At 42.4% G+C, this 23,155-nt stretch carries 24 protein-coding genes, 1 tRNA gene and 1 pseudogene; 19 read left to right on the top strand and 7 right to left on the bottom strand.

The window, feature by feature from the left end:
- Positions 1 to 365 precede the first annotated feature (365 nt).
- From C6H66_RS20105 to C6H66_RS20090, 4 genes are all read left to right on the top strand, one after another.
- Positions 366 to 1,142, top strand: coding sequence for a tRNA-dependent cyclodipeptide synthase (locus C6H66_RS20105; protein WP_248000751.1), 777 nt, complete (start codon positions 366 to 368; stop codon positions 1,140 to 1,142).
- An 85-nt stretch (positions 1,143 to 1,227) separates the two neighbouring features.
- Complete coding sequence (locus C6H66_RS20100; protein ID WP_248000750.1) at positions 1,228 to 2,490, top strand: cytochrome P450, cyclodipeptide synthase-associated; 1,263 nt, start codon at positions 1,228 to 1,230, stop codon at positions 2,488 to 2,490.
- A 314-nt stretch (positions 2,491 to 2,804) separates the two neighbouring features.
- Complete coding sequence (locus C6H66_RS20095; RefSeq protein ID WP_201445816.1) at positions 2,805 to 3,185, top strand: PadR family transcriptional regulator; 381 nt, start codon at positions 2,805 to 2,807, stop codon at positions 3,183 to 3,185.
- 131 nt (positions 3,186 to 3,316) lie between these two features.
- Positions 3,317 to 4,393, top strand: coding sequence for a methyltransferase domain-containing protein (locus C6H66_RS20090; protein ID WP_248000749.1), 1,077 nt, complete (start codon positions 3,317 to 3,319; stop codon positions 4,391 to 4,393).
- Between the two features lie 97 nt (positions 4,394 to 4,490).
- Here the strand turns inward: C6H66_RS20090 and C6H66_RS20085 are convergent.
- The 3 genes from C6H66_RS20085 to glyQ all read right to left on the bottom strand — a co-directional run bounded on the left by C6H66_RS20085 (position 4,491) and on the right by glyQ (position 7,761).
- A tRNA-Pro gene (locus C6H66_RS20085) sits at positions 4,491 to 4,567 on the bottom strand.
- Positions 4,568 to 4,767: 200 nt separating this feature from the next.
- Positions 4,768 to 6,837, bottom strand: coding sequence for a glycine--tRNA ligase subunit beta (gene glyS, locus C6H66_RS20075; RefSeq protein WP_105396512.1), 2,070 nt, complete (start codon positions 6,835 to 6,837; stop codon positions 4,768 to 4,770).
- A gap of 9 nt (positions 6,838 to 6,846) precedes the next feature.
- On the bottom strand, positions 6,847 to 7,761 hold the full coding sequence (gene glyQ, locus C6H66_RS20070) for a glycine--tRNA ligase subunit alpha (protein WP_105396511.1): 915 nt from the start codon (positions 7,759 to 7,761) through the stop codon (positions 6,847 to 6,849).
- A gap of 195 nt (positions 7,762 to 7,956) precedes the next feature.
- Between glyQ and C6H66_RS20065 the strand changes: the two genes are divergently transcribed.
- The 3 genes from C6H66_RS20065 (at position 7,957) to C6H66_RS20055 (ending at position 10,931) form a co-directional block, all read left to right on the top strand.
- On the top strand, positions 7,957 to 8,514 hold the full coding sequence (locus C6H66_RS20065; RefSeq protein ID WP_105396510.1) for a DNA-3-methyladenine glycosylase I: 558 nt from the start codon (positions 7,957 to 7,959) through the stop codon (positions 8,512 to 8,514).
- Positions 8,515 to 8,721: 207 nt separating this feature from the next.
- Positions 8,722 to 9,975, top strand: coding sequence for a valine--pyruvate transaminase (locus C6H66_RS20060; protein ID WP_105396533.1), 1,254 nt, complete (start codon positions 8,722 to 8,724; stop codon positions 9,973 to 9,975).
- Positions 9,976 to 10,655: 680 nt separating this feature from the next.
- Positions 10,656 to 10,931 carry a YceK/YidQ family lipoprotein gene (locus C6H66_RS20055; protein ID WP_236548287.1) on the top strand — a complete coding sequence of 92 codons (276 nt, stop codon included), beginning with the start codon at positions 10,656 to 10,658 and terminating at the stop codon, positions 10,929 to 10,931.
- A gap of 62 nt (positions 10,932 to 10,993) precedes the next feature.
- Here the strand turns inward: C6H66_RS20055 and C6H66_RS20050 are convergent, their stop codons facing one another.
- Complete coding sequence (locus C6H66_RS20050) at positions 10,994 to 12,283, bottom strand: YidR family protein (RefSeq protein ID WP_105396509.1); 1,290 nt, start codon at positions 12,281 to 12,283, stop codon at positions 10,994 to 10,996.
- Between the two features lie 134 nt (positions 12,284 to 12,417).
- Between C6H66_RS20050 and C6H66_RS20045 the strand changes: the two genes are divergently transcribed.
- Positions 12,418 to 13,035 carry a trimeric intracellular cation channel family protein gene (locus C6H66_RS20045; RefSeq protein WP_036779852.1) on the top strand — a complete coding sequence of 206 codons (618 nt, stop codon included), beginning with the start codon at positions 12,418 to 12,420 and terminating at the stop codon, positions 13,033 to 13,035.
- Here C6H66_RS20045 and ligB read toward each other — a convergent pair.
- Positions 13,029 to 14,801 carry an NAD-dependent DNA ligase LigB gene (gene ligB / locus C6H66_RS20040; RefSeq protein ID WP_105396508.1) on the bottom strand — a complete coding sequence of 591 codons (1,773 nt, stop codon included), beginning with the start codon at positions 14,799 to 14,801 and terminating at the stop codon, positions 13,029 to 13,031. The genes C6H66_RS20045 and ligB overlap by 7 nt on opposite strands.
- Positions 14,802 to 15,090: 289 nt before the next feature.
- On the opposite strand from ligB, the gene C6H66_RS20035 reads away from it, so the two are divergent.
- From C6H66_RS20035 to C6H66_RS20020, 4 genes and pseudogenes are all read left to right on the top strand, one after another.
- The gene (locus C6H66_RS20035; RefSeq protein WP_036768299.1) at positions 15,091 to 15,333 is read left to right on the top strand and encodes a type II toxin-antitoxin system CcdA family antitoxin; all 243 of its coding nucleotides are present in this window, start codon (positions 15,091 to 15,093) and stop codon (positions 15,331 to 15,333) included.
- A pseudogene (locus tag C6H66_RS20030) lies at positions 15,333 to 15,655 on the top strand (CcdB family protein). The gene C6H66_RS20035 and the pseudogene C6H66_RS20030 overlap by 1 nt, the downstream one beginning before the upstream one ends.
- Positions 15,656 to 16,112: 457 nt before the next feature.
- A complete protein-coding gene (locus C6H66_RS20025; protein ID WP_046397947.1) occupies positions 16,113 to 16,433 on the top strand; it encodes a type II toxin-antitoxin system RelE/ParE family toxin in 321 nt (106 codons plus the stop codon).
- Entirely contained in the window at positions 16,430 to 16,678 is a 249-nt protein-coding gene (locus tag C6H66_RS20020) for a helix-turn-helix domain-containing protein (protein ID WP_105396507.1), read from the top strand. The genes C6H66_RS20025 and C6H66_RS20020 overlap by 4 nt, the downstream gene beginning before the upstream one ends.
- Positions 16,679 to 16,748: 70 nt before the next feature.
- Here the strand turns inward: C6H66_RS20020 and C6H66_RS20015 are convergent, their stop codons facing one another.
- Both C6H66_RS20015 and C6H66_RS20010 read right to left on the bottom strand, forming a co-directional pair.
- Positions 16,749 to 16,934 (bottom strand): AAA family ATPase, encoded by a 186-nt coding sequence (locus tag C6H66_RS20015; RefSeq protein WP_236548324.1) that lies wholly within the window; start codon positions 16,932 to 16,934, stop codon positions 16,749 to 16,751.
- Positions 16,931 to 17,185, bottom strand: coding sequence for a hypothetical protein (locus tag C6H66_RS20010; RefSeq protein WP_046397878.1), 255 nt, complete (start codon positions 17,183 to 17,185; stop codon positions 16,931 to 16,933). Before C6H66_RS20010 ends, C6H66_RS20015 begins: the two co-directional genes overlap by 4 nt.
- A 437-nt stretch (positions 17,186 to 17,622) precedes the next feature.
- Here C6H66_RS20010 and relB point away from each other — a divergent pair, with 437 nt between their 5' ends.
- From relB to C6H66_RS19970, 7 genes are all read left to right on the top strand, one after another.
- Positions 17,623 to 18,063 (top strand): type II toxin-antitoxin system RelB family antitoxin, encoded by a 441-nt coding sequence (gene relB, locus C6H66_RS20005; RefSeq protein WP_046397879.1) that lies wholly within the window; start codon positions 17,623 to 17,625, stop codon positions 18,061 to 18,063.
- Positions 18,063 to 18,335, top strand: a complete 273-nt coding sequence (locus C6H66_RS20000) for a type II toxin-antitoxin system RelE/ParE family toxin (RefSeq protein ID WP_065392327.1) — start codon at positions 18,063 to 18,065, stop codon at positions 18,333 to 18,335. The genes relB and C6H66_RS20000 overlap by 1 nt, the downstream gene beginning before the upstream one ends.
- Positions 18,336 to 18,838: 503 nt before the next feature.
- Positions 18,839 to 19,159: a type II toxin-antitoxin system RelE/ParE family toxin gene (locus C6H66_RS19995; RefSeq protein WP_040151252.1), complete on the top strand. Its 321-nt coding sequence runs from the start codon at positions 18,839 to 18,841 to the stop codon at positions 19,157 to 19,159.
- Positions 19,156 to 19,434, top strand: coding sequence for a helix-turn-helix domain-containing protein (locus C6H66_RS19990; protein ID WP_036779863.1), 279 nt, complete (start codon positions 19,156 to 19,158; stop codon positions 19,432 to 19,434). The genes C6H66_RS19995 and C6H66_RS19990 overlap by 4 nt, the downstream gene beginning before the upstream one ends.
- Positions 19,403 to 19,789 carry a KilA-N domain-containing protein gene (locus C6H66_RS19985; RefSeq protein WP_321208835.1) on the top strand — a complete coding sequence of 129 codons (387 nt, stop codon included), beginning with the start codon at positions 19,403 to 19,405 and terminating at the stop codon, positions 19,787 to 19,789. Before C6H66_RS19990 ends, C6H66_RS19985 begins: the two co-directional genes overlap by 32 nt.
- Positions 19,790 to 20,458: 669 nt before the next feature.
- On the top strand, positions 20,459 to 21,154 hold the full coding sequence (locus C6H66_RS19975; RefSeq protein WP_105396506.1) for an RCC1 domain-containing protein: 696 nt from the start codon (positions 20,459 to 20,461) through the stop codon (positions 21,152 to 21,154).
- A gap of 81 nt (positions 21,155 to 21,235) precedes the next feature.
- Positions 21,236 to 22,663, top strand: coding sequence for an RCC1 domain-containing protein (locus C6H66_RS19970; protein WP_105396505.1), 1,428 nt, complete (start codon positions 21,236 to 21,238; stop codon positions 22,661 to 22,663).
- Positions 22,664 to 23,155 lie beyond the last annotated feature (492 nt).

Below are 23,155 nucleotides of genomic sequence, written 5' to 3'. Positions count from 1 at the left end.
TAATATGGCGAAGCATGTTGACATAAAGTTAAAAATACAGCATTAGGTGTTGTTATCTGAACAACCTCCTTATTAAAGAATGCTATCTTGTCTCCAAGGATGACGATGCATTTTTGTACTCGATTTTCGTCTCACTTTCTCAACAGCAACCTGAATCGGTAAAAACTCATTTAACATCAATTCGTTGATCGATTCGAAATGGGGTTTATCTAACTCTGACTTTCGATAATTTTTGACATTTTTACGAGATTAAGTTAGATCAAATTTCTGTATAAATATCTTAATGGAGATGTAATGAACCTATATAAAAATTAAAAAATTCATACCAGTATTATGCGGGATTACATTAAAAAAATGGAAAGTCAATGGAAATGTTATCTACTGAAAAAAAATTCTTAAAAGAAACGAACAATCAGATATTACCACTCCATTCAACATTGCTGCACGAGAATTCACCATCATTTATTGTCCAAGGTGAAACCCCTCGTTGTGGCCAAATTATTCAAAAAGGCGACCACGCGCTAATAGGGATAAGCCCCTTTAACTCGCGTTTTTCAAAGGACTATGTAGTGGACCTTATTCAGTGGTCAAGTCATTACTTCCAGCAAGTCGACATATTGTTACCTTGTGAACGTGAAGCTTCACGCCTTTTAGTCGCTGGTGGAACTGAGAATGCTAAGGCAATCAAGAAAACACAACGAGAAATTAGACGTCATTTATGTAACCTTGATTATGCGATGTCCATAGCAATGCTAAAAAGTAAGCAAATCAGAGTCATTCAATTTAGTGACTTCGCACTAAACCATGACTATCAATCTCTTAAAACACAAGTTGAAAACGCGTTTAATGAATCAGAATCTTTTAAAAAAATTTGTATTGATATGTCCTTTCAAGCCATAAAAGGGCGACTAAAAGGTACCGGGCAATACTTTGGTCTAATTGACCTACAATTAGTATATAAAGCGTTACCATATATTTTCGCTGAAATTCCCTTCTACCTCGATACCCCTCGATTACTTGGGGTAAAATATTCTACGTTACTTTATCATCGTCCTTGGCCAATCGGAAAAGGGTTGTTTAACGGTAATTATCCTATACAAGTAGGAGATAAACAAAGTTACGGAATCGTTACTCAATTATAAAATCCAAACAGTCTGATGAAATAGTAATTGTATTTAAAGTTAATAAGCTCTTAGTACCAAATATCTTTAGAAAGGAAGCGCAATAATGGCTAAATTAAGTTCTTTTAGTATTCACGAACCAACATTCATAAAAAATCCTTATGATTTTTACGACATCTTGCATAAAGAAGATTTAGTTTATTTTGAACAATCCCAAAACAGCTATTTTATTGGCAAATATGAGGATGTTGACGCTATTTTAAAATCCTCAATTTTCAATACTAAGCCATTAACTGCACTTGCCGAACCGGTTATGGGGGATCGCGTTCTTGCTCAAATGGAAGGTGAAGAGCATGCGTGTAAACGAAAACTCATAATGCAAGGACTTTCAAGAGATTATTTTAATCGCTACTACGAACCCATGATTCGAAAGATTACTGAAGATCTCTTACAACCTTATATGGAAAAAGGAAATATAGATATTGTTAATGACTTTGGCCGCGACTATGCCGTATTAGTAACATTAGGTATTCTCGGACTGCCAAGTGATAACTATCGTGATATAGCTGAATGGCACAAGGGTATCGCCAGTTTTATTACCCAGTTTGACCAAACAGAACCAGAAAAAATGCACAGTCTTGAATGTAGTCAGAAATTAATTCGCTTACTAAACCCTATAATAGATCAGAGACGGCGTAATCCTAGCGGGGACATTATATCTATATTCTGTCAAGATACAGGGATGTCCATGAGCGAAATTACAGCACTGTGTTTAAATATTCTATTAGCGGCTATAGAACCTGCTGACAAGATATTAGCAATGATGCTTAATCACTTAATATCTCATCCGAGTATGCTTGATGCAGTGCTTAAAGATCGCAATCTAGTTCGGGATGCATTTGAAGAAACTTTACGTCTGACATCACCTGTACAACTAATTCCAAGAGAAGCGAGTGAAGATGTCACTATTTCTGGTATCGATATTCCCAAAGGCGCTTTAATATTCTGTATGATTGGCGCAGCTAATCGCGATCCATCGGTTTTTCACAAACCAAATGAATTTGATCTATATCGAAGAAAAAATACAACTTCTCAACAGAAAGCAAATCGAAAAAGACATTTAGCTTTTGGTACTGGTACACATGCTTGTGTTGCGGCTGCATTTTCACTCAATCAGTTGGAAGTTTCATCCAATATTATTTTGGATCGACTGCACAATTTACGCTTTGCTGATAATTATCATTATCAAGAAACAGGAGTGTATACACGAGGACCTTCTAAACTCCTTTTGAGTTTTGATCCAAGAATATCTTCTACTTCAGGAAACGGTAGCCCTGATCTGAAAATCACTATGGAAACGATGGAATAGGAACATAAATTTCACGCTGTGATGTTATAGCGTAATGAGGAACACTGTCACCTATACAGTACAGCAACATAATGGTAAGTATGTGGCAATTCTGGAAAAATATCAGACTTGTGTGAAATAGTTCAGAAGATCCATCTGAAATACTGATCAAAGGGATGCCGGAAGTAGGCATCCCTTGAAACCAGCCAAGAGATACCTACATTTTATTATCGAAAAGAGGTGACTCATGATGATGAATACAGTCAATAATAAAACAAATTAAATAGACTACTTTATACATTGACACCTTGATGTTCAATGTATACGATGCCGTTATGAACAAGTCGAAGAAAACACTTAACACTGTTGGACGAACCACAGTGGACTACACTGATAGAATGTACTGGAATGGCATCATTAAGATGAGCTTATCCAAGTTTTTCATTCTCTGTGTCTTACAACAACGGCCTATGCACGGTTACGAAATTGCCCGTGAGGTTGAACATTCTACCCAAGGGTGTTGTTCACCTACTGAAGGTACGATTTATCCGGTACTGCGTGAGTTTGAGCAGGGTGGATATGTCACGGTACACAACGAAACCGTTGCAGGTCGTGGACGCAAGGTATACACATTAACAGATAAAGGGCGTAAAGCTTTTACTGTCGCGGTAGAAGCTTGGATGGAAGTCGCCGCACATATCAATCGTCAGCAATGACGGTTTTTTTTGACTTTATACATTGATCATCTATGCATTGATCGGGAATATGAGAACCCATTGTAAATCTGGCACCAAATTACCGAAACGTAATATCGGCCTATTAATGATTTAATTTGAAGGAAATAGATATGAACAAACAATCGATTAAACGACGAATAGAAGACATACAACACTATTATGGTAAAACCCTGTCTAATAGAGAGGATCTTGCTATAAATGTATGCACTGTGGACAACACCACTTCAGACAGAATCAGAGAAATTCTTAAACTTATCCATCCTGATGTACAGAGCCGTTTTTATGGTTGTGGTACGCCTTTTCCTCCCTTGTTAGAAGGAACAACAGTATTAGACTTGGGATGTGGGAGTGGGCGTGATTGTTTTATTCTGTCTCACCTCGTAGGTACTGAGGGTAAAGTTATTGGTATTGACGCAACGGCAGAACAAATCGAATTTGCCCAGCGTTTTGTGGATTATCATCGTCAAATCTTTAACTATTCATCCACCAATGTGCATTTTCAGCAAGGCTATATCGAGTCGCTAGAACAACTTAATTTACCGCCTGAAAGTATCGACGTTATCGTCTCAAACTGTGTCATCAATCTATCTGTATCTAAAGCAAGTGTGTTGGCTGGTATGGCCCGTTTACTCAAATCAGGTGGTGAAATCTATTTTTCTGATATTTTTCTGGATAGAAGGCTGGACCAATCACTGAAAAATGACCAACAAATTGTTTGTGAGTGTATTGGTGATGCATTGTACTTTGAAGATTTCATACGGCTGGCAAAAGCAGCCGGTTTTAATGATGTTCGTGTCGTTAATAGCAGTTTGAAATCCATAAATAATAAGGAGATCGAAGCAAAACTGGGCGGTGCAAAACTGTATTCAATGACGCTGAGGCTGTTCAAATTAGATTTGGAAGACCGTTGTGAGGATTACGGTCAAGTTGCCATTTACAAAGGCAATTTATCGGATGCCCCGGATCAGTTTGTGCTTGATCGAGAACATATTTTTGAGACAGGTAGAGCGGTCCCAGTATGCCGGAATACTGCCGATATGATCAGCAAAAGTCGTTACCATACACTTTTTGATTTAATTGGTGATGGGAAAAAACATTATGGCCTTTTCAACGGTGGAAGGCCGAAGCGTTTTGATGCTGATAGCAAAATTGTGCAAGCTTATGCACCAAGTGGCTGTGGTTGTTAGAGTAAACGGCAGATGACAAAAAGCCTTACAGCAATCACTGTAAGGCTTCTCTATTTCTTTAAGTCTGCGGCTTATTTGACAACCCCAAACTCTAAATTGGTCGGCGAGAGAGGATTCGAACCTCCGACCCACTGGTCCCAAACCAGTTGCGCTACCAAGCTGCGCTACTCGCCGAAAACGAGCCGAATCTTACTGCGCTCGCTACAGGCCGTCAATACCTTTTTGATAATCATGGGTTAGTTGCTGATAAAAACAGCGTGAACGTCGCTATGCCGCACTTTCACACAGTTTTTATAAAAAATTTTATCTGTAGAGGAAAAACTACGGTTCCGGCGACTGTTTTCACTACCGCCGAAACCGATTATTCCAGATTACTATTGCAGTAACGAAATATCAGCAACTCTCAGGAACAGGTCCCGCAATTCGCTTAACAAAGTTAAGCGATTTACTCGCACCTGTAAGTCTTCATCCATCACCATCACGTTGTCAAAGAAAGCATCGACAACTTCACGCAAAGATGCCAACTCAACCAGCGCTTCCTGATAGCATCCTTGAGCAAATAAAGGTGCCAACTTATCCTGCAAAGCCACCAAATGTGTTGCCAGTTTCACCTCTTCCGGCGCTTTCAGCGCAGAAACATCTACTTTCTCGTTCAATGTCTCTTCTGACTTCGCCAGAATGTTAGAAACACGCTTATTCGCTGCGGCTAACGCTGCGGCTTCATCCAGTGTACGGAAGTGAGTCACTGCTTTAACACGAGCATCGAAATCAGCAGGTTGTGTTGGACGACGCGCCAGCACTGCTTGAATGGTATCAATGCTGTAGCCCTGCTCCTGATACCAGGCGCGGAAACGGCCAAGCATAAACTCAACCACATCATCCGTAACCTTGGCATTCGTTAGCTTGTCGCCATACAAACGAACCGCTTCTTCCGTCAATGTCTGCAAATCCAGCGGCAGTTTTTTCTCAACGATAATACGCAGAGCGCCCAACGCAGCACGACGCAACGCAAACGGATCTTTATCACCTTTCGGATGCTGACCAATGCCAAAAATACCCGCCAGAGTATCCATTTTGTCAGCGATCGCTAACGCACAAGAAACGCCGGTAGAAGGCAGTTCATCTCCGGCAAAACGCGGTTGATACTGTTCATTCAATGCCAGAGCAACATCCTCTGCTTCACCATCATGACGGGCGTAATGCATCCCCATCACACCTTGTGTATCGGTGAACTCAAATACCATGTTGGTCATCAAGTCACATTTGGACAGCAAACCAGCACGGGTAGCATGATTCACATCAGCGCCGATTTTCTCTGCAATCCAACCGGCCAACGCCTGAATACGAGCGGTTTTATCACGCAAAGTACCAAGCTGTTTCTGGAACAGCACTGTTTCCAGACGAGGTAGATTGTCTTCCAGACGCTGTTTACGATCCGTCTTAAAGAAGAATTCAGCGTCAGCTAAGCGTGGGCGGACTACCTTTTCGTTACCGTCAATGATTTGCTGTGGATCAGAAGAGTCAATGTTGGCAACAAAAATAAAGTTTGCCATCAGCTTGCCGGCATTGTCGTAAACCGGGAAGTATTTTTGGTCACCTTTCATGGTGTAAACCAACGCTTCTGACGGCACGGCAAGGAATTTCTCTTCAAATTTCGCCGTCAGCACAACCGGCCATTCAACTAGTGAAGTGACTTCTTCCAGCAGACTGTCACTGATATCAGCAATACCGCCCAACTTAATCGCAGCCTGTTCTACATCCTGCTTAATGAGTGCCTTGCGGATTGTATAATCTGCCATCACTTTACCGCGTTGCTGCAAAATCGCGGGATACTGTTCTGCATTATCAATCGTAAATTCAGATTCACCCATAAAGCGGTGACCACGAATGACACGCGCAGATTTAATACCCAGAATTTCGCCTTCAATCAGTTCATCACCAAACAACATGGTAATGGTATGAACTGGGCGAACAAACTGAGTCTCTTTATCGCTCCAGCGCATCAGTTTAGGAATTGGCAACTTACTCAGCGCGTGATTGACCATACCCGACAATAGCTCTGTTGCACGGCGGCCTTTTACCAGCGCACGATACAATAACCATTCGCCTTTATCTGTCACTAAACGTTCAGCCTGAGCAACCGTGATACCACAACCGCGAGCCCAACCTTCTGCCGCTTTTGTCGGTTTACCCTCAGCATCAAATGCTTGAGCAATCGCCGGACCGCGTTTTTCTACTTCACGATCAGCTTGCGCCTCATCCAGATTAGCAACTTTCAGCGCCAGACGGCGCGGCGTTGCAAACCAGCTTACTTCACCATACGCCAAATTCGCGTTATCCAACTCTGCCGCAAAATTAGCAGCAAATGATTCAACCAATGAACGAAGAGCCTTCGGCGGCAACTCTTCTGTGCCGATTTCCACCAGGAAAGTCTGTTGAGTCATGACAGCCTCTTAGTTCTGATTCTTGTTACACATAGGGAAGCCTAGCGCCTCGCGGGAGGCATAATAAGCTTCGGCAACAGCTTTGGTCAGGGTGCGGATACGCAGGATATAACGCTGACGTTCAGTCACCGAGATAGCTTTACGAGCATCCAGCAAGTTGAAGGTATGACCTGCTTTGAGAATACGTTCATAAGCTGGCAACGGTAGTGGCGTTTCTAACGCCAGCAGGTCCTGAGCCTCTTTTTCATATTGTTCGAAACAGGTAAACAGGAAATCGATATCAGCATGCTCAAAGTTATAGGTGGATTGTTCTACTTCATTTTGGTGATAAATATCGCCATAAGTAGTTTTACCCAGCGGACCATCACACCAAACCAGATCATAAACGCTGTCTACGCCTTGGATATACATTGCCAGACGCTCAAGACCGTAAGTGATCTCACCGGTGACAGGTTTACACTCAAGGCCGCCTACCTGTTGGAAGTAAGTAAATTGAGTCACTTCCATCCCGTTAAGCCACACTTCCCAACCCAATCCCCAAGCGCCCAATGTTGGGTTTTCCCAGTTATCTTCAACAAAACGGATATCATGAACTGTTGGGTCTAATCCTAACTCCTTCAGAGAACCTAGATATAAATCCTGAATATTGTCTGGGGATGGTTTAATAATAACCTGAAACTGATAGTAATGCTGTAAACGGTTAGGGTTTTCACCATAACGGCCATCTGTCGGACGCCGAGAAGGTTGCACATAAGCCGCGGCAATTGGCTCCGGGCCAAGCGCACGCAAGCAAGTTATTGGATGAGAAGTACCCGCACCGACTTCCATGTCCAGTGGTTGGACAATGGTACAGCCCTGGCGCGCCCAATAATCCTGTAATGTCAGGATCAGCCCCTGAAAGGTCTTAGTATCAAACTTTTGCATGTTAGATCCGCACGCGATACATATGAATTTGAAAGGAAGTTGGTCAGTATACCCTTTGACCTTAAGATATACAGCCCTGAATTCGCTCTTAATTTCACCTTGAAATAAAAAAATCTTAATCGAGTTATTTTACTTGTACATTTATACAGTTAAGGTACTGTCAATTATCAACCACTCATATTGGAAATCTCAACTATGGAATTAACACGCTGCCATTGGGTTACTTCTAACCCGGAATATTTGGCTTACCATGACAATGAATGGGGGAAACCCCAAAAAGATAGCCAAAAGTTATTTGAAATGATCTGCCTGGAAGGGCAGCAATCTGGGCTGTCATGGCTAACTATTCTGAAAAAACGTGAAGGTTACCGTAAATGTTTCCACCAATTTGATCCGGTAAAAATTGCTGTCATGAATGAAAACGATGTAGAACGGCTGATACTTGATCCCTCGATTGTCCGTAACCGCGCCAAAATTAACGCGATTATCAGCAATGCGCGAGCCTATCTTAAGATGCAGCAACAAGGAGAAGAATTCAGCGCTTTTATCTGGCGCTTCGTTGATAACAAACCCATTATTAATCGGTGGGAAACCATTACAGAGGTACCGGTAAAGACCGAGATTTCAGAGGCGTTATCGCAAGCGCTGAAAAAGAGAGGATTCAAATTCATCGGCAGCACCACCTGCTACGCATTTATGCAAGCTACCGGTTTGGTCAATGATCATATAATGAATTGTTTATGTAAAAAATAAATTCAGTGAATTACTATTGTGCTTTAAGATTAATCTGAATAATAACGCTGGATGTTAACCAAACATTTAGTTCTTTATTTTAAATGCTAAATTAAACGCAATATTAAATAACCAATTGTCATAATTTTCCAGATTGCACCCAGATAGTGCGCGGAGTATGGTGTTATGTCTCTTAATCCCAACAATACACCGACAACGAACGCGGCTATGATTTTTTCTCAATTCGGTAACAAATTCACACAAGATGCGGGCATCACCCGCCTGATGAATGACCTTAATCAAGGGTTGAGGACGCCCGGCGCAATTATGCTAGGCGGCGGCAACCCGGCGCACATTCCAGAAATGGATGACTATTTTCAGCAGCTCCTGACAGAGATGGTCGCCAACGGCCAACTCACTGACACGCTATGCAACTATGATGGACCTCAAGGAAAGGATACATTGATTCAAGCATTGGCAGAGATGTTGCGCGAAAAATTGGGTTGGGAGATTGGCACACAAAATATTGCCCTGACCAATGGCAGCCAAAGTGCATTCTTCTATCTATTTAATCTGCTGGCTGGGCGCGGAGAAGATGGCACTGTCCGCAAAGTACTGTTTCCACTAGCGCCGGAATATATTGGTTATTCTGACTCAGGGCTAGACGAAGGCTTATTTGTTGCCAATAAACCCAATATTGAGTTATTGCCAGAAGGCCAATTCAAATATCACGTTGATTTTGACCATCTAAATATTACCGAAGATATTGGCCTGATCTGTGTTTCTCGCCCAACCAACCCAACGGGTAACGTTATCACTGATGAAGAGTTACAACGGCTAGATTGTCTGGCTCAACAACACCAAATTCCATTACTCATTGATAATGCTTATGGCGTGCCATTCCCAGGTATTATTTTTAGCGAAGCTACGCCATTGTGGAACCCCAATATTATTCTGTGCATGAGTTTATCCAAATTAGGGTTGCCGGGTTCACGCTGCGGAATCATTATCGCTAACGAGAAAATCATCAATGCCGTCAGTAATATGAATGGCATCATCAGCCTTGCGCCGGGCGGTGTAGGCCCCGCAATGGCATTGGAAATGATCCGACGCAATGACTTGCTTCGTTTGTCACAGGAAGTTATCCGCCCGTTCTATCAACAACGGGTTCAAGACGTGATCCAAATTATCCGTCGTTATCTGCCGGCAGAACTTTGCCTTATCCATAAACCAGAAGGCGCTATTTTTCTGTGGCTTTGGTTTAAAAATTTGCCGATAACCACAGAAATGCTTTATCACAGATTGAAAAAACGTGGTGTGTTAATGGTTCCAGGTCACTATTTCTTCCCCGGACTGGAACAAGATTGGCCGCATACTCATGAATGCATGCGTATGAATTATGTTCCTGATCCGGAAAGTATTACCAAAGGGATTGCGATTCTGGCGGAAGAAATTAAATTAGCGCATCAGCAAGCCGCCTGAAATCAATATAATCAAATCAATAATGTAATCATCAATCGTAATAAATATAGTAAAAAAGCTCCTGCTCGGAAATGCAGGAGCTAAATGACAACGAGGACTTTACATAATTATTCTCAGAATTTGTAGAATGCTTTGTGCATAAGAAGAGAAAGAAACACTCCTTGCTTGCCTGCTCTCCTTAAGCAACCTCTATTCAATCAGAAATTTCTAAATCCAATGCCCTGAATAGGCGGGTTTTTGTGCGTTTAATGGCAGTCAAAGTAAAAACGTACTTCTATACCCGTTATCTTTCAAGTTGCCTCTTTGTTGGCGATACTCACTCGCCATCGCGATGCATCTTGAAATCCATTGGGCATATACTTAAGAAATATTTAAGCTATAGACTATTCAGATCATTATAATGACTGACATTACTTTTTATTAATTAAATACAGAAAAAAATCCTGTTACATAAAAAATTCACGACTTTTTGATCTCGGTGCTATGGTCAACGTTGCGTGACGTGATTATAGTGATTGATGTCAAAGCCCTTCATTAAGGGATTTGGAGAAATTTGGGGAAATAAAGATCACCCAACAAACTCACGCAAGGGCGAACTATTTCAGCGGATTAGCCATACGAGATCGATAGAACCGATGAAGAGTAATAAACTAATTCTATTTTGCGTCACATTAGGATGGCTGTTAATCAGCGGGTGTACCAGCATCATGACACATTCCGGGCCTAGCCGCGGTTATTATCCCGGCGCTAAAACTGACATTGAAATGTTAAAAGACCAAGATACAGGTTGGGTAATGAAACCACTACTCGCGATTGATCTACCCTTTTCCGCGTTATTAGATACTCTGTTATTACCTTATGACTATATAAAATCTGACGAAGATCAATCAGCCAGTTCACCAAAAGAGCGAATTGAAAAAATAGAAAAAGCACAACACCAAACCAAAAACAATTAATTGATAATCCGTTCCGGTTTATTTATTGCCACCAGCAGCAAGTGAACTGGCGGCAAATATATTTATTTCAGTCCTGTTTCCACCAGGAAAATTTGCATATAGCCATCAACTTCACGCATAAAGGCAACATGATGGTTATCCGGTGAAATCACAACCGCATCCGCGGCAGGGGCTTTTTCTGTACGCTCTGTCAAACGCTGCATTTGACCATTGTTGACATCACACAGCATCACGCTGTTATCACAAATGAAAGCAACATATTGACCGCTTCGATCCCAACTGAAAGCAGATTGAATACCATAATGACTCTGAGTTATCTGACGCGGTTCGCCGCCATTTGGCGATATTGCCCACAGTTGCACAATGCCATTGTCATCTTTCATCAGAAAACCAATCCGCTCACCATCCGGTGAAGCCCGCAACCAGTGGCGTGGATTATTCTCTATCCCCGGCCAACGCCTATGATTGGTCAATGTCAGACGACGCTGCATGATATTAGCAGGCGGTGCAGGTAATGTTGTTTCCGTCCCTTGCAGTGGTTTTTCCCCTGCTACGGCATAATCAGCATCCTGTTCTGGTAAATCAACGATATAAACTTCCGGTACTTTTTCCCCTGTCGCAGAAATAGTATCGCCAATAAATGCCAACGCCCAACGCTGCCAATTTCCATCCGCTTTACGATATCCAGCTTGGCCGACCCAACACTCTTCATAGGCACGGTTAATCTCATCACTACCCGGCTCCGGCTGAAAAGTGGTACGACTGACTACAACGGAGAAATAGCTACCATCATATTCACGGGGATGATGTTTAGGTGGCTCAACTGATTTGAAAGGCACAGCCACGGCGATATTGCGTAAATCCAGCGCTGGATCAAGTTCATGCATAACATGATCGTTATAAGTAAAACTCAGACGGCTACTATCCGGGCTGAATACATGAACGTGGCTGCCTCCGCGCAACGCTCCCGGCGTATAAGGAGCAGTAACATCCATTGCATCCAGAGTGACCGCTTTTCCCGGTAAATCTTCGCTGACAATCACCCCTCGCCGATGATGAAAATCGTAATGCCATTGCTCATCTGGGAATTCAGGCCCATGAATAAACGCATACCGGACAGGTTCCGTTGGGCTGACTGTCACCACGCCAACATGAGCCCCCTCTTTAGCCTGATAGATAATTTCTGTTTTGCCACTGTGTACATGAATTTTTTCTATCGTTAAACCGGTAAAAGAAGCGCCATGAGGACGTACATCATAAGCTAACCACTGGCTGTCTGGCGTCCAGACATTAATATTGGTAAGCTGGTGGCTGCGATTATCAAACGTGATTTGCCGTTCCTGAAAGGCCATTTTATTATCCTTACATCAGGTTTCTTCGGATAAATAATATTAATCCGAAATGGATGGAACTAAAAAATTTCAGTCGAGACTTTACCACTTCGACATTACTCTTACCTTTTTACGTTATGCACATCGAATAACCTATGTTACTAAGTGTTCTTTATATCATTGGTATTACTGCCGAAGCGATGACCGGCGCTTTAGCTGCGGGCCGCCGTAAAATGGACATGTTCGGCGTGATTATTATTGCTTCGGTAACCGCCATTGGCGGCGGCTCCGTTCGGGATATACTTCTGGGGCACTACCCTCTAGGTTGGGTTAAACACCCTGAATATATCGTCACCGTCGCCTGTGCCGCTGTAATAACCACTTGGGTTGCCCCCATGATGAAGCATTTGCGCCGCTTGTTTCTGATCCTTGATGCCATTGGCTTGATTGTTTTTTCCATTCTCGGCGCACAGATTGCACTGGATATGAACTATAGCCCAATCATCGCCTCCATCGCGGCGGTTATCACCGGTGTTTTCGGTGGCGTGTTACGCGATATGCTGTGTAACACCATTCCGTTGGTTTTCCAGAAAGAGATTTATGCCGGTGTCTCTTTTGCCGCCGCTTGGTTATACATCGGGTTACAGCATACGCCATTACCGCAGGATGGCATTGTACTGATTACCTTAATCGCAGGTTTGACAGCAAGATTGGTTGCTATTCGCTATCGCCTTGGATTACCTGTTTTTAATTATGAACATTCTGATCACTGAGCTATAGCTATACCTACGGGGTTAACCACAGCCCCGTTTTCCCGATCAAACCCCTTGATACCAGCCACTGACAGTTTCTCTGCAATTGCTTTAACCTGCGTGTCATTGACAAAATCAGACAACTTTTTCAATTGCCCGCTAGTGAATTGCTGTTTTAACTGTGATCCGGCTAATTTCTGCTCCAGTTGCCGCCAGTGATCAACATCGTCAGACAACTTATCCATATAAGGCACTCCAATCCCTTTCATCCAATAGGAAAAAGGCTGATTTTTTGCCTTGCTGAATTGTGAATAAATAGCCTGTGCTCGTTTATCTCCAATTCCCGGTAAGGCCGCAATTTGTTGAACTGAAAGCGCCAACCAACCGGTTAAATCAGTGACTAATTTCTGTTCGGTCAACATTGCCCAGCTACCGCTACTGACGCCTGTCATTTGCAAACTTTCACCAAGCCATTTCAGTCGCGCATTAAACTGTTGTTCGCAACCCGCCGTTAACGTCAAGCAACTCAGCGCATGATAACGCTGCTTATCTGGCGGCTGAATATTCTGACGCTCTTTAATCCTCCACACCACTTGAGCTAATTTCGGGATACCATGACCGGCCAGCGTGAGAGTCACCTGATCCCCCGGCAACACATCCAATTGTTGCCAACGACGGACTGAGCCAATATTGACTCGGCTGACTTGTCGGTCATCCAATTTCACCTTATCCAGCCCAAGCACAACTGAAATTTTGCCTGTTCTGCCAATAGTAAAACTCACTTCCCTGACTTGTGTTACCTGATGGCGTAAAGGATGTTTCCATGCCACAGCCCAACTGTTAGATCCAGACCGCCATTGATTCCCTTTAGGTTCAATTTCCTGTTTCAGCACGATACCGTCTGTGGCAAAAGGCATGGGTTGTGCAAAATAGTGCATCCGCAGTTTCTGTACCTGTTCTGGCCTCTCTATTTTATGGCTGTGGCGAAGCGCTAATGGAAAACCCATACTTGCCAACTTCTGTAATTTATTTTCCATATCAACAGGACCATCCGGCCAGCTCCAGATAAACACACCGACTTGCTTTAATTCCGGCGAATGCTCCTTACGCATCATTAAACCGGCAACACGATTACGAGCGCCATCACTGCCAGAAGATTGCTGTATATGTCCATCCTTATGCAGAAAAAGCTCCCCTTGTAATACCATATAAGGCGGTACCATATAAGGCGGTACCATATAAGGCGGTGCATTTTCTATCTCTTGGGGAATATCGGGAATCTGTCGGCTTTTTGCTGTCCAGTTTACCCCTTCGGCACCATTGCCCCGGCTGATCAATGAAACCAGTTTCCCGTTCTGATAAACCAGTGTTACCGCCACGCCATCAATCTTTGGCTGTAACCAAACAGGTAATCTGCCGTGCAACCATCGGTTAATTTCCCGTTCGTCTTTCAGTTTACTTAATCCGGTATGAGCAACCGGATGAACCAGCTTATTATCCGCAACAACTTCTACCGGAAAGTTCGAATCAGGTGATTGTTTCAAACAAAGCTGCCAATGAATTAGCTCCGACATTAATTGATCATAAACTTCATCATCAATCTCGCTGATCCCTTTCTGACGATAAAGTTGATCCCATTGAGCCATTTGTTGCATCAGACTTTTTGTTTCACGTTGTAATTTTTCCTGCGACCATGCCGGGCAATCTTTCTCTATATTCAATGTCTCAGCCGCAACTATCGGTGTACTGAAAACAATAAACAGAATCAATATCAATAAATTAAGCATCCATTGCTCCTTGGCTATCCATACATAACGGCAAAATAGAGGATAAAGGGATGCTGTCCAAGGCAAAGATAATAATTTTGCGAAGCGGTTCGAAGGAATAACTGCCTGAAACCCCAAGGTAACGGACTTTTTTATATACTGCACAAAACCGATAATTATGGTGAGAACCTAACTCATTTAACTATTTATTGCATTGCAATTAATAATTAAATTCTAAGTCTTTCAAGAAGCAGGATACTTGATTGTTTTTCCGTTACCCATCATACCTTTGCGCATAGGAGTAAACACCATGAATACCGTTACCTCTCCCCGTAACAGTACCAAAAGAAGCACCAACGTGTACCTGACGGCTTCACTGGTCGATAAAGCCCACAGTATGGACATGAATCTTTCAGCAACACTAGATATCCTTCTGGCGCAGGCTATAAAAGCTAAACAGGATGAGAAAGAGAAAGAAGATATGCAAGCTATGAACATATTCATGGCGAAAGCTGGAATGCTCACAGACGATGAATTTTTCGGGAGCCTGTAATGCCACAGCAATTTGATGTGTATCGTAATCCATCGGCCAAAACAAACAGGCTTTGGCCGTTTTACCTTATTATCCAGAATGATTATTTTGATGATTTAACAACAAGGATTATTGTTCCTCTGGTATCTAAAAATAACATTGCCTCAACCAGAAAAGAATCACCCCTCAGGTGGTCATTAATAATAATAGTTATTATATAGTTACACCGGCAATAACGTTTCTGGATGCAAAAAAAATCAACAAATCAGATTTTATATGCAACGTAGCCTCATCCAGAAATGAAATTATCTCAGCCCTTGATGCCATCATAACGAACACCTGAACCCGCAAAGAGAAGAAAGATAACTAGAACCGTCAGACCCCTTCGTGCGGAGAATGTAAAAAATACCCGCTCAATCCGGGCAATCTTTCTCTGTATTCAATGTCTCAGCCGCAACTATCGGTGTACTGAAAACAATAAACAGAATCAATATCAATAAATTAAGCATCCGCTGCTCCTTGGCTATCCATGCATAACGGCAAAATAGAGGATAAAGAGATGCTGTCCAAGGCAAAGATAATAATTTTGCGAAGCGGTTCGAAGGAATAACTGCCTGAAATCCCAAGGTAACGGACTTTTTTATATACTGCATAGAGCGGATATTATGGTGAAAAGCTGATGCATTTAATATTTAGTTCAGGGTTGCCATAACAACTCCCCCCTGTGGTTTTCATCGAAAACAGAGGTTTGACAACTCACAAACTTATCATATAAGATAAGTCTTAGGACAATATTGAATATGAACTGGAACGTTGAACTCTATGATGGTGTCGAGGATGCGATCCTCAATATGCCACCCAGAATTCAAGCTCGTATGCTGAAACTGCTTGAACTCATTGAAGAATATGGCGCTAATCTTGGAGAGCCACACACTAAGTCAATGGGAAAAGGTCTATTCGAGATTCGAGCCAAAGCGCAAGAAGGTATTGGACGCGGATGGTTTTGCTACCTACAAGGCCCAAATATCATCGTCCTTCATGCGTTTATTAAGAAAAACCAGAAAACACCTAAAAAGGATTTTGATCTCGCTTATAAACGAATGAAAGAGGTTACAAAATGAGTAGTTTAAAATCGCTAAAATCCAAAGCATTAGCTAACCCAAATGTAAAAGCTGAGTATGATGCATTAGAACCAGAATTCGAGCTAATTAATACTCTATTACGCATGCGGCATGCCGCTGGCCTAACGCAAAACCAAGTTGCACAACGTATAGGAACAAAAGAAGCGAATATTTCCAGGCTTGAAAAAGGAAATGGAAACCCAACATTTAAGACATTATTGAACTACACCAAAGCTTGCAATTGAGAACTACATTTTGGCTTCAAAACAATTTAATCCAAACGATAAAAAAAGCATCTTCGGGTATTTTTCATATTTATTTTCTCTTATAACAGCCAACTATATCCGCATTTTTCAGTAATGGATTATGCGGACTGAGTTCTCGTGCTATATCATCGGGATTTACTACAGGAACCTTGCCAGTTAGATGACGTCGAACCAGTGTCGATTTGCCAGCTCCATTAGGTCCTGCAATAACCCATAGCTGAGGCCGATGCGTCACTCTTCCAAAACCTCAACTATCTCCTCGGTACCACTCATAAAACTAGCCAGTTCCCTACGGCCGCCTGGATATTCTTTAATAACCATCCCTGCTGGAGTGTCAAACTCCGCATAATAAATTGGTTCACCTGCATTGAGGTGAGCACGTGCCTCTGAACCATCGTCATTTGCCAGTTGAGCATCAAAGATAGCTATAAAAGCGCACTCTTGCGCCGGTGACATCTCATCTAAATTTTGCAGTTCAAGCCTCATCGCTGTAGCCCCTGTAATTTGCGCCACAAACGTATGGCAGAATAAAATTAACTTAATGATATTAAGGCAATAATTGTTGATAAATTATACACCATAGAATGCAGTGTAAATTCCATTCTTACCCAAGACAACTCTTTTCTGATACATCCATGTGACTACATCAATAAATTAAGCATCCGTCGCTCCCAAGCTATCCATGTAATAACGGCAACATAGAGGATAAAGAAAGACTGTCCAAGGCAAAGATAATAACTTTGCGAAGCGGTTCGAAGAATAACTTCCTGAAACCCCAAGGCAACGGAATTTTTTATATACTACACAAAACAGATAATTATGGTGAGAACTTGGCTCATTTAACTATTTATTGCATTGCAATTAATAATTAATTGCATATGCTACTCTAAGTACTTGCATATACATAACTCAGGAGAACATTTATGGTCACAGAAACAATCGATCATCCCACACTAAATCGCCTGGTTGAAGCTGGCGCTGTTAACTCGGTACATGTGGTAGGTCATAACGACGGATGGGCTCTGATGGTGAAATATGGCACGGTGGAGCGTCCTTTGGTTGCCCAGCGCAGCCGTCAAGTACGCCTGTTCAAACGGCTGGAAACCCTTGTCACCTATCTTAAAGACGTCGGCATCGCACAGTTCAATGTAGATGCAGCCAATTATAATCTGGATACACCAACGAAAATTGCCCGCCCAGACCGTGCAGAAGCTCTGAAACGGACACATAAGGCAGCTGCTTATGACGCATGGTTCCGTAAGCAAGTTCAGGCAGCTATCGATGATCCCCACCCCAGCATTCCCCATGAGGAAGTTAAAGCGCGGTTTGCAGCCAAAAAAGCGGCCCTACGTAAGGAGATATAATGGAGTTGGAATGGAAGCCAATGGCTCTGGCTGATCGTGAGGCTATTATGGAGTATATCGCGCTGGATAATCCGCTAGCTGCAATTGAACTAGATAATGGATTTGAATTGACGGCAGAAACTGCCTGCCAACACCCCAATATGTATAAACCCGGTAGGGTAAAAGGGACACGAGAGGCTGTCGTTCATCCCCATTACGTTATTATCTACCAAGTTCAGGGAAACCTTTTACAGATACTCAGAGTGTTACATACTGCCCAGCAATGGCCTTAGTTATTTACGACGATAGAATTTTTCTTGCGTTATTTCTAATACATTAATCTAGCTACGAGTAGGTGATTGAATGATCATAGCGCCTGAATATATCACCATGTAAAAAATACCGGCTCAATCAGGACAATTATTCTCTGTATCTGATATCTCAGCCGCAACTATCGGTGTACTGAAAACAATAAACAGAATCAATATCAATAAATTAAGCATCCGCTGCTCCTTGGCTATCCATGCATAACGGCACAATAGAGGATAAAGAGATACTGTCCAAGGCAGAAATAATAACTTTGCGAAGCGGTTCGAAGGAATAACTGCCTGAAATCCCAAGGTAACGGACTTTTTTATATACTGCATAGAGCGGATATTATGGTGAAAAGCTGATGCATTTAATATTTAGTTCAGGGTTGCCATAACAACTCCCACCCCTGTGGTTTTCATCGAAAACAGAGGTTTGACAACTCACAAGCTTATCATATAAGATAAGCTTTAGGGCAATATTGAATATGAACTGGAACGTTGAACTCTATGATGGTCTCGAGGATGCGATCCTCAATATGCCACCCAGAATTCAAGCTCGTATGCTGAAACTACTTGAACTCATTGAAGAATATGGCGCTAATCTTGGAGAGCCACACACTAAGTCAATGGGAAAAGGTCTATTCGAGATTCGAGCCAAAGCGCAAGAAGGTATTGGACGCAGATTGTTTTGTTACCTACAAGGCCCAAATATCATCGTCCTTCATGCGTTTATTAAGAAAAACCAGAAGATATCTAAAAAGGATCTTGATCTCGCTTATAAACGAATGAAAGAGGTTACAAAATGAGTAGTTTAAAGTCGCTAAAATCCAAAGCATTATCTAACCCAGATGTAAAAGCTGAGTATGATGCGCTAAAACCAGAATTCGAGCTAATTAATACTCTATTACGCATGCGGCATGCTGCTGGTTTAACTCAAAACCAAGTTGCCCAGCGTATGGGAACAAAAGAAGCGAATATTTCCAGGCTTGAAAAAGGAAATGGAAACCCAACACTTAAGACATTATTGAACTACGCCAAAGCTTGCAATTGTGAACTACATTTTGGCTTCAAAACAACTTAATCCAAACGACATAGAAAAGCATCTTCGGGTGTTTTTCATATTTGTTTTCTCTTGTAACAGTCAGCTACATCCGCATTTTTCAACGATAGATAATGATCAGGACTACATCTCGTTGACCGATATGGTCAAGAACTTTGGGGACGAGAGTATCCTCTATAATTGGCTGCGTAACCGAAATACTATTGAGTTTCTGGGAATATGGGAGCAGCTCTACAATTCAGCCAATTTTAAACCTGTCGAATTCGAGAGGTTTAAAAGCCAGGCAGGTTTGAACAGTTTTCACTACTCAGATGCGTTCCCTGATTGGTCAGCCAGGTGTCAAACAGTTGGCAGGGAGATCACAACAATTACCTGATCCCTCATCAACACAGTAACGGATCTTTAAAGCCCTGCGGGCTTTTCGCCTTATATCACCGCCCGCATTGGGCGAGGGTTTACGGCGGATTTCGCTAAGGCTCACGGCGAATATAATTAGTTAATCCATTAAGTGAACCATTAACCAATGGCTGAGACAGATATAATAACTCAGCCTATCAAGCATTCATTTTAAATCTTAGTTCTCCCTCCCTCTTTTATCACCAATATCAATTTTCAAATAAAGATCAAAAACCAAAAAATAACTGACACTTTTATAAACAGGAAAAATAGAATATTAAGGTAACCACCCGGGTGTTTTTATTCTTTATTTTACAATTAATACTTAGCATATTAAGTTACATATTTACGCATTAATAAAAGTAGCCATAAAGATGTACATTTCCTCTAAATTCTGTCGTTCAAGCCTCATAATTTTAACCTTCATCACTTATCGATAAAAAATAATCCAAAACCAACTACCAAAAAATCAATTTAGTATTAACCTATAGTTATTAGCCGATAACCTCTCTCTATTATCTTACTCATCAAAGAATGGCTAGTATTAAATCAGCTTAACCCGCAAAGGATAGGTTTTATGGCATAGATTCCCCTGTGGGTAATGTAGGTAAAAAGGTCAATCCGATATCACCATCATTAGGAGAATAATATGAATCAAAATAACGATCCCTCACCCAACATGGATACCGGCGGTAATCCTATAAAACAATATTGGCAACCAAGCAGGAGTAGTCACGCTGATAATAATATGCCTATCGCTTCTACCAGAGGGGCAACCGCCATGTTATTGCCAAATGGCAGGGTAATCGCTTGGGGAAATGACCCCAGTAGTCAAATCCCACCCGACATTGCCCAATTACGGGATATCGTTAGCCTAAGTGCGACAGATGATGCTTTCGCGGCTCTGCGGAAAAACCGGAGCGTCGTCGCTTGGGGAAACGAAGGTAACGGTGGTCAACTCCCGCCAGAAATTGCTCAATTACAAGATATCGTCAGTCTGTACACAACATCGAAGGCTTTCGCGGCCCTACGGGCAGATCGCAGTGTCGTCGTCTGGGGAGGTAATGATATCAAAACCCCACCCGACATTGCCGCATTGCAAGATATTGTCAGTATCAGCGCAACAGAAACCGCATTTGCCGCCCTACGGATCAACGGTAGCGTCGTTGCCTGGGGATACGGCAATTATCAAGGCGATCAAGTCCCACTCGGAATAGCTCGGTTACAAGATATCGTTAGCCTAAATGCATCAAGAAACTCATTTACCGTACTGCGGGCCGATGGTCAGAGAGTTGGCTGGGGTTCGGCTAATGATAATAAATTACATTATGAATACGACTATTAATTAATCCATTAAGCAGAGGTTTTACGGTACAGACTCCCTGTGAGTAAGGTCAATCCGATATAACCTTATTAGGAGAATAATATGAACCCAAATAACGCATTCTCACCAAACAAACTATACCAGCAATCTGGAGGTGGGATATGTAGTCACTTTGACAACAAATCCTCCATCGCCTCAACTTACACCGCGAGCGCCATGCTATTAACAAACGGCAGAATAGTCGCTTGGGGAGAGGAGAGCTGTGGAGGCGTTATACCGCCAGAAATTGCCAAATTACAGGATATTGTCAGCCTAAGTTCAACAGGTCACGCATTCGCGGCCCTGCGGGCAGACCGTAGCGTGGTTGCTTGGGGAGATGAGGGGTTTGGCGGCAATCTCCCAGAAGAAATTGCTAAATTACAGGATATTGTCAGCCTGAGTTCAACAAATTGCGCATTCGCGGCCTTACGGGCAAACGGTAGTGTAGTCGCTTGGGGAGGTCAGACAGGTCAAGCATATGGCGGCAAATTACCAGCAGAAATTGCTGAATTAAAGGACATTATAAGCATAAGTTCAATACATAGCATTTCGGATAATGTTTGTGCAGCCTGGTGGCCAGACCGTAATCAATTCAATTGCGGAGATTACGACAGCCATGGCAACCGTGGCGGGCCCAAGATCATTTCAACATATAACTTCACAAATGATACCTTTACCGCCCTTAGGGCAAACGGCAAGGTGGTCGCTTGGGGAAAAGTCCCTGTTCCGTCAGATATTAGCAAGCTAGAGGATATTATCAGTCTCAGTTCAATAAATAATATTTTCATCGCCAGGCGAGCAGACCTCAGCGTAGTCACCTGGCCCGGGTATCCCATACCTCCTGAAATTGCAAAATGGCAGGATATTATCCACCTAGATGTAACAACCTATGCTGTAGCCGCCCTGCGGGCAAACCGTAGCGTGGTCGCTTGGGGGCATCAAAACTATGGCGGCCAAGTCCCACCAGAAATTGCCGCATTACGGGATATTGTCAGCTTAAGTGCAACAAATGGCGCTTGCGCCGCTTTGCGTACCGATCGCAGTGTAGTCGCCTGGGGGGACCCGGACTCTGGTGGTCAGGTTCCACCCGAAATTGCCGTATTAAAGGATATCGTCAGCCTATACTCATCAAGGAACACATTTATAGCTCTACGGGCAGACCGCAGTGTGGTCTCCTGGGGTACTATCAGTGTCCCACCCGAGATTGCTAAATTAAAGGATATCGTCAGCTTGAGTACAACCGATCTTGACGATTTTGCGAGTCGTGGTAATTATGCTTTCGCGGCTCTACGGGCAAACGGTAGTGTGGTCGCTTGGGGGTCCAAAGAACTTAATATCCAAATACCACCTGGAATAGCCCAACTACAAGATATAATCAGCCTTAGTAAATCAAGCAGCGCATTCGCCGTCTTACGGGCGAATGGCCAAAGATTAGCCTGGGATCTTTTGGATCTGGGTGACAATATAGTGCATAGCGAATATGATGATTAACCGATTAGTATTATGAATAACTAAAAACAGTAAAACCAAGGCTGAGCCATAATACCTCGGTTCAGCCTATTGCTTATTCCATTTTAAATATCATTTCACCCACCTACTGTTATTAGCAAAATCAGCTTACAAATAAAGATTAAAAAACAATAACTTTACGAAACAGTTCTGAAAACAAATATCAAATACCCCAAAATAACTGATTTTTCATGAACCACATAGAACGATAATTACGACAACAACTTAACAATGACTTATTCCCCGCCTTGCAATAAGTTATTAGTGAATTAAGTTACTCGTACGCGTAATAAATAATAGCCATAAAGATGTACATCCCCGACAAACTATTCTGCCTAAATCTCATTATTGTCATTTACCTGTGAAAAACAATCTTGAAAACCACTACCAACAATCAACTTTAGCGTTAATCTATAGTTATTGGCTGATAATTTTTCGTTATCACATTTTTTAATCTTTTGCTTTTTCTATTAT

The sequence above is a fragment of the Photorhabdus hindustanensis genome, assembly GCF_002968995.1.
Classification (GTDB): Bacteria; Pseudomonadota; Gammaproteobacteria; order Enterobacterales; family Enterobacteriaceae; genus Photorhabdus; species Photorhabdus akhurstii.
This window is presented reverse-complemented; position numbering and strand designations above follow the sequence as displayed.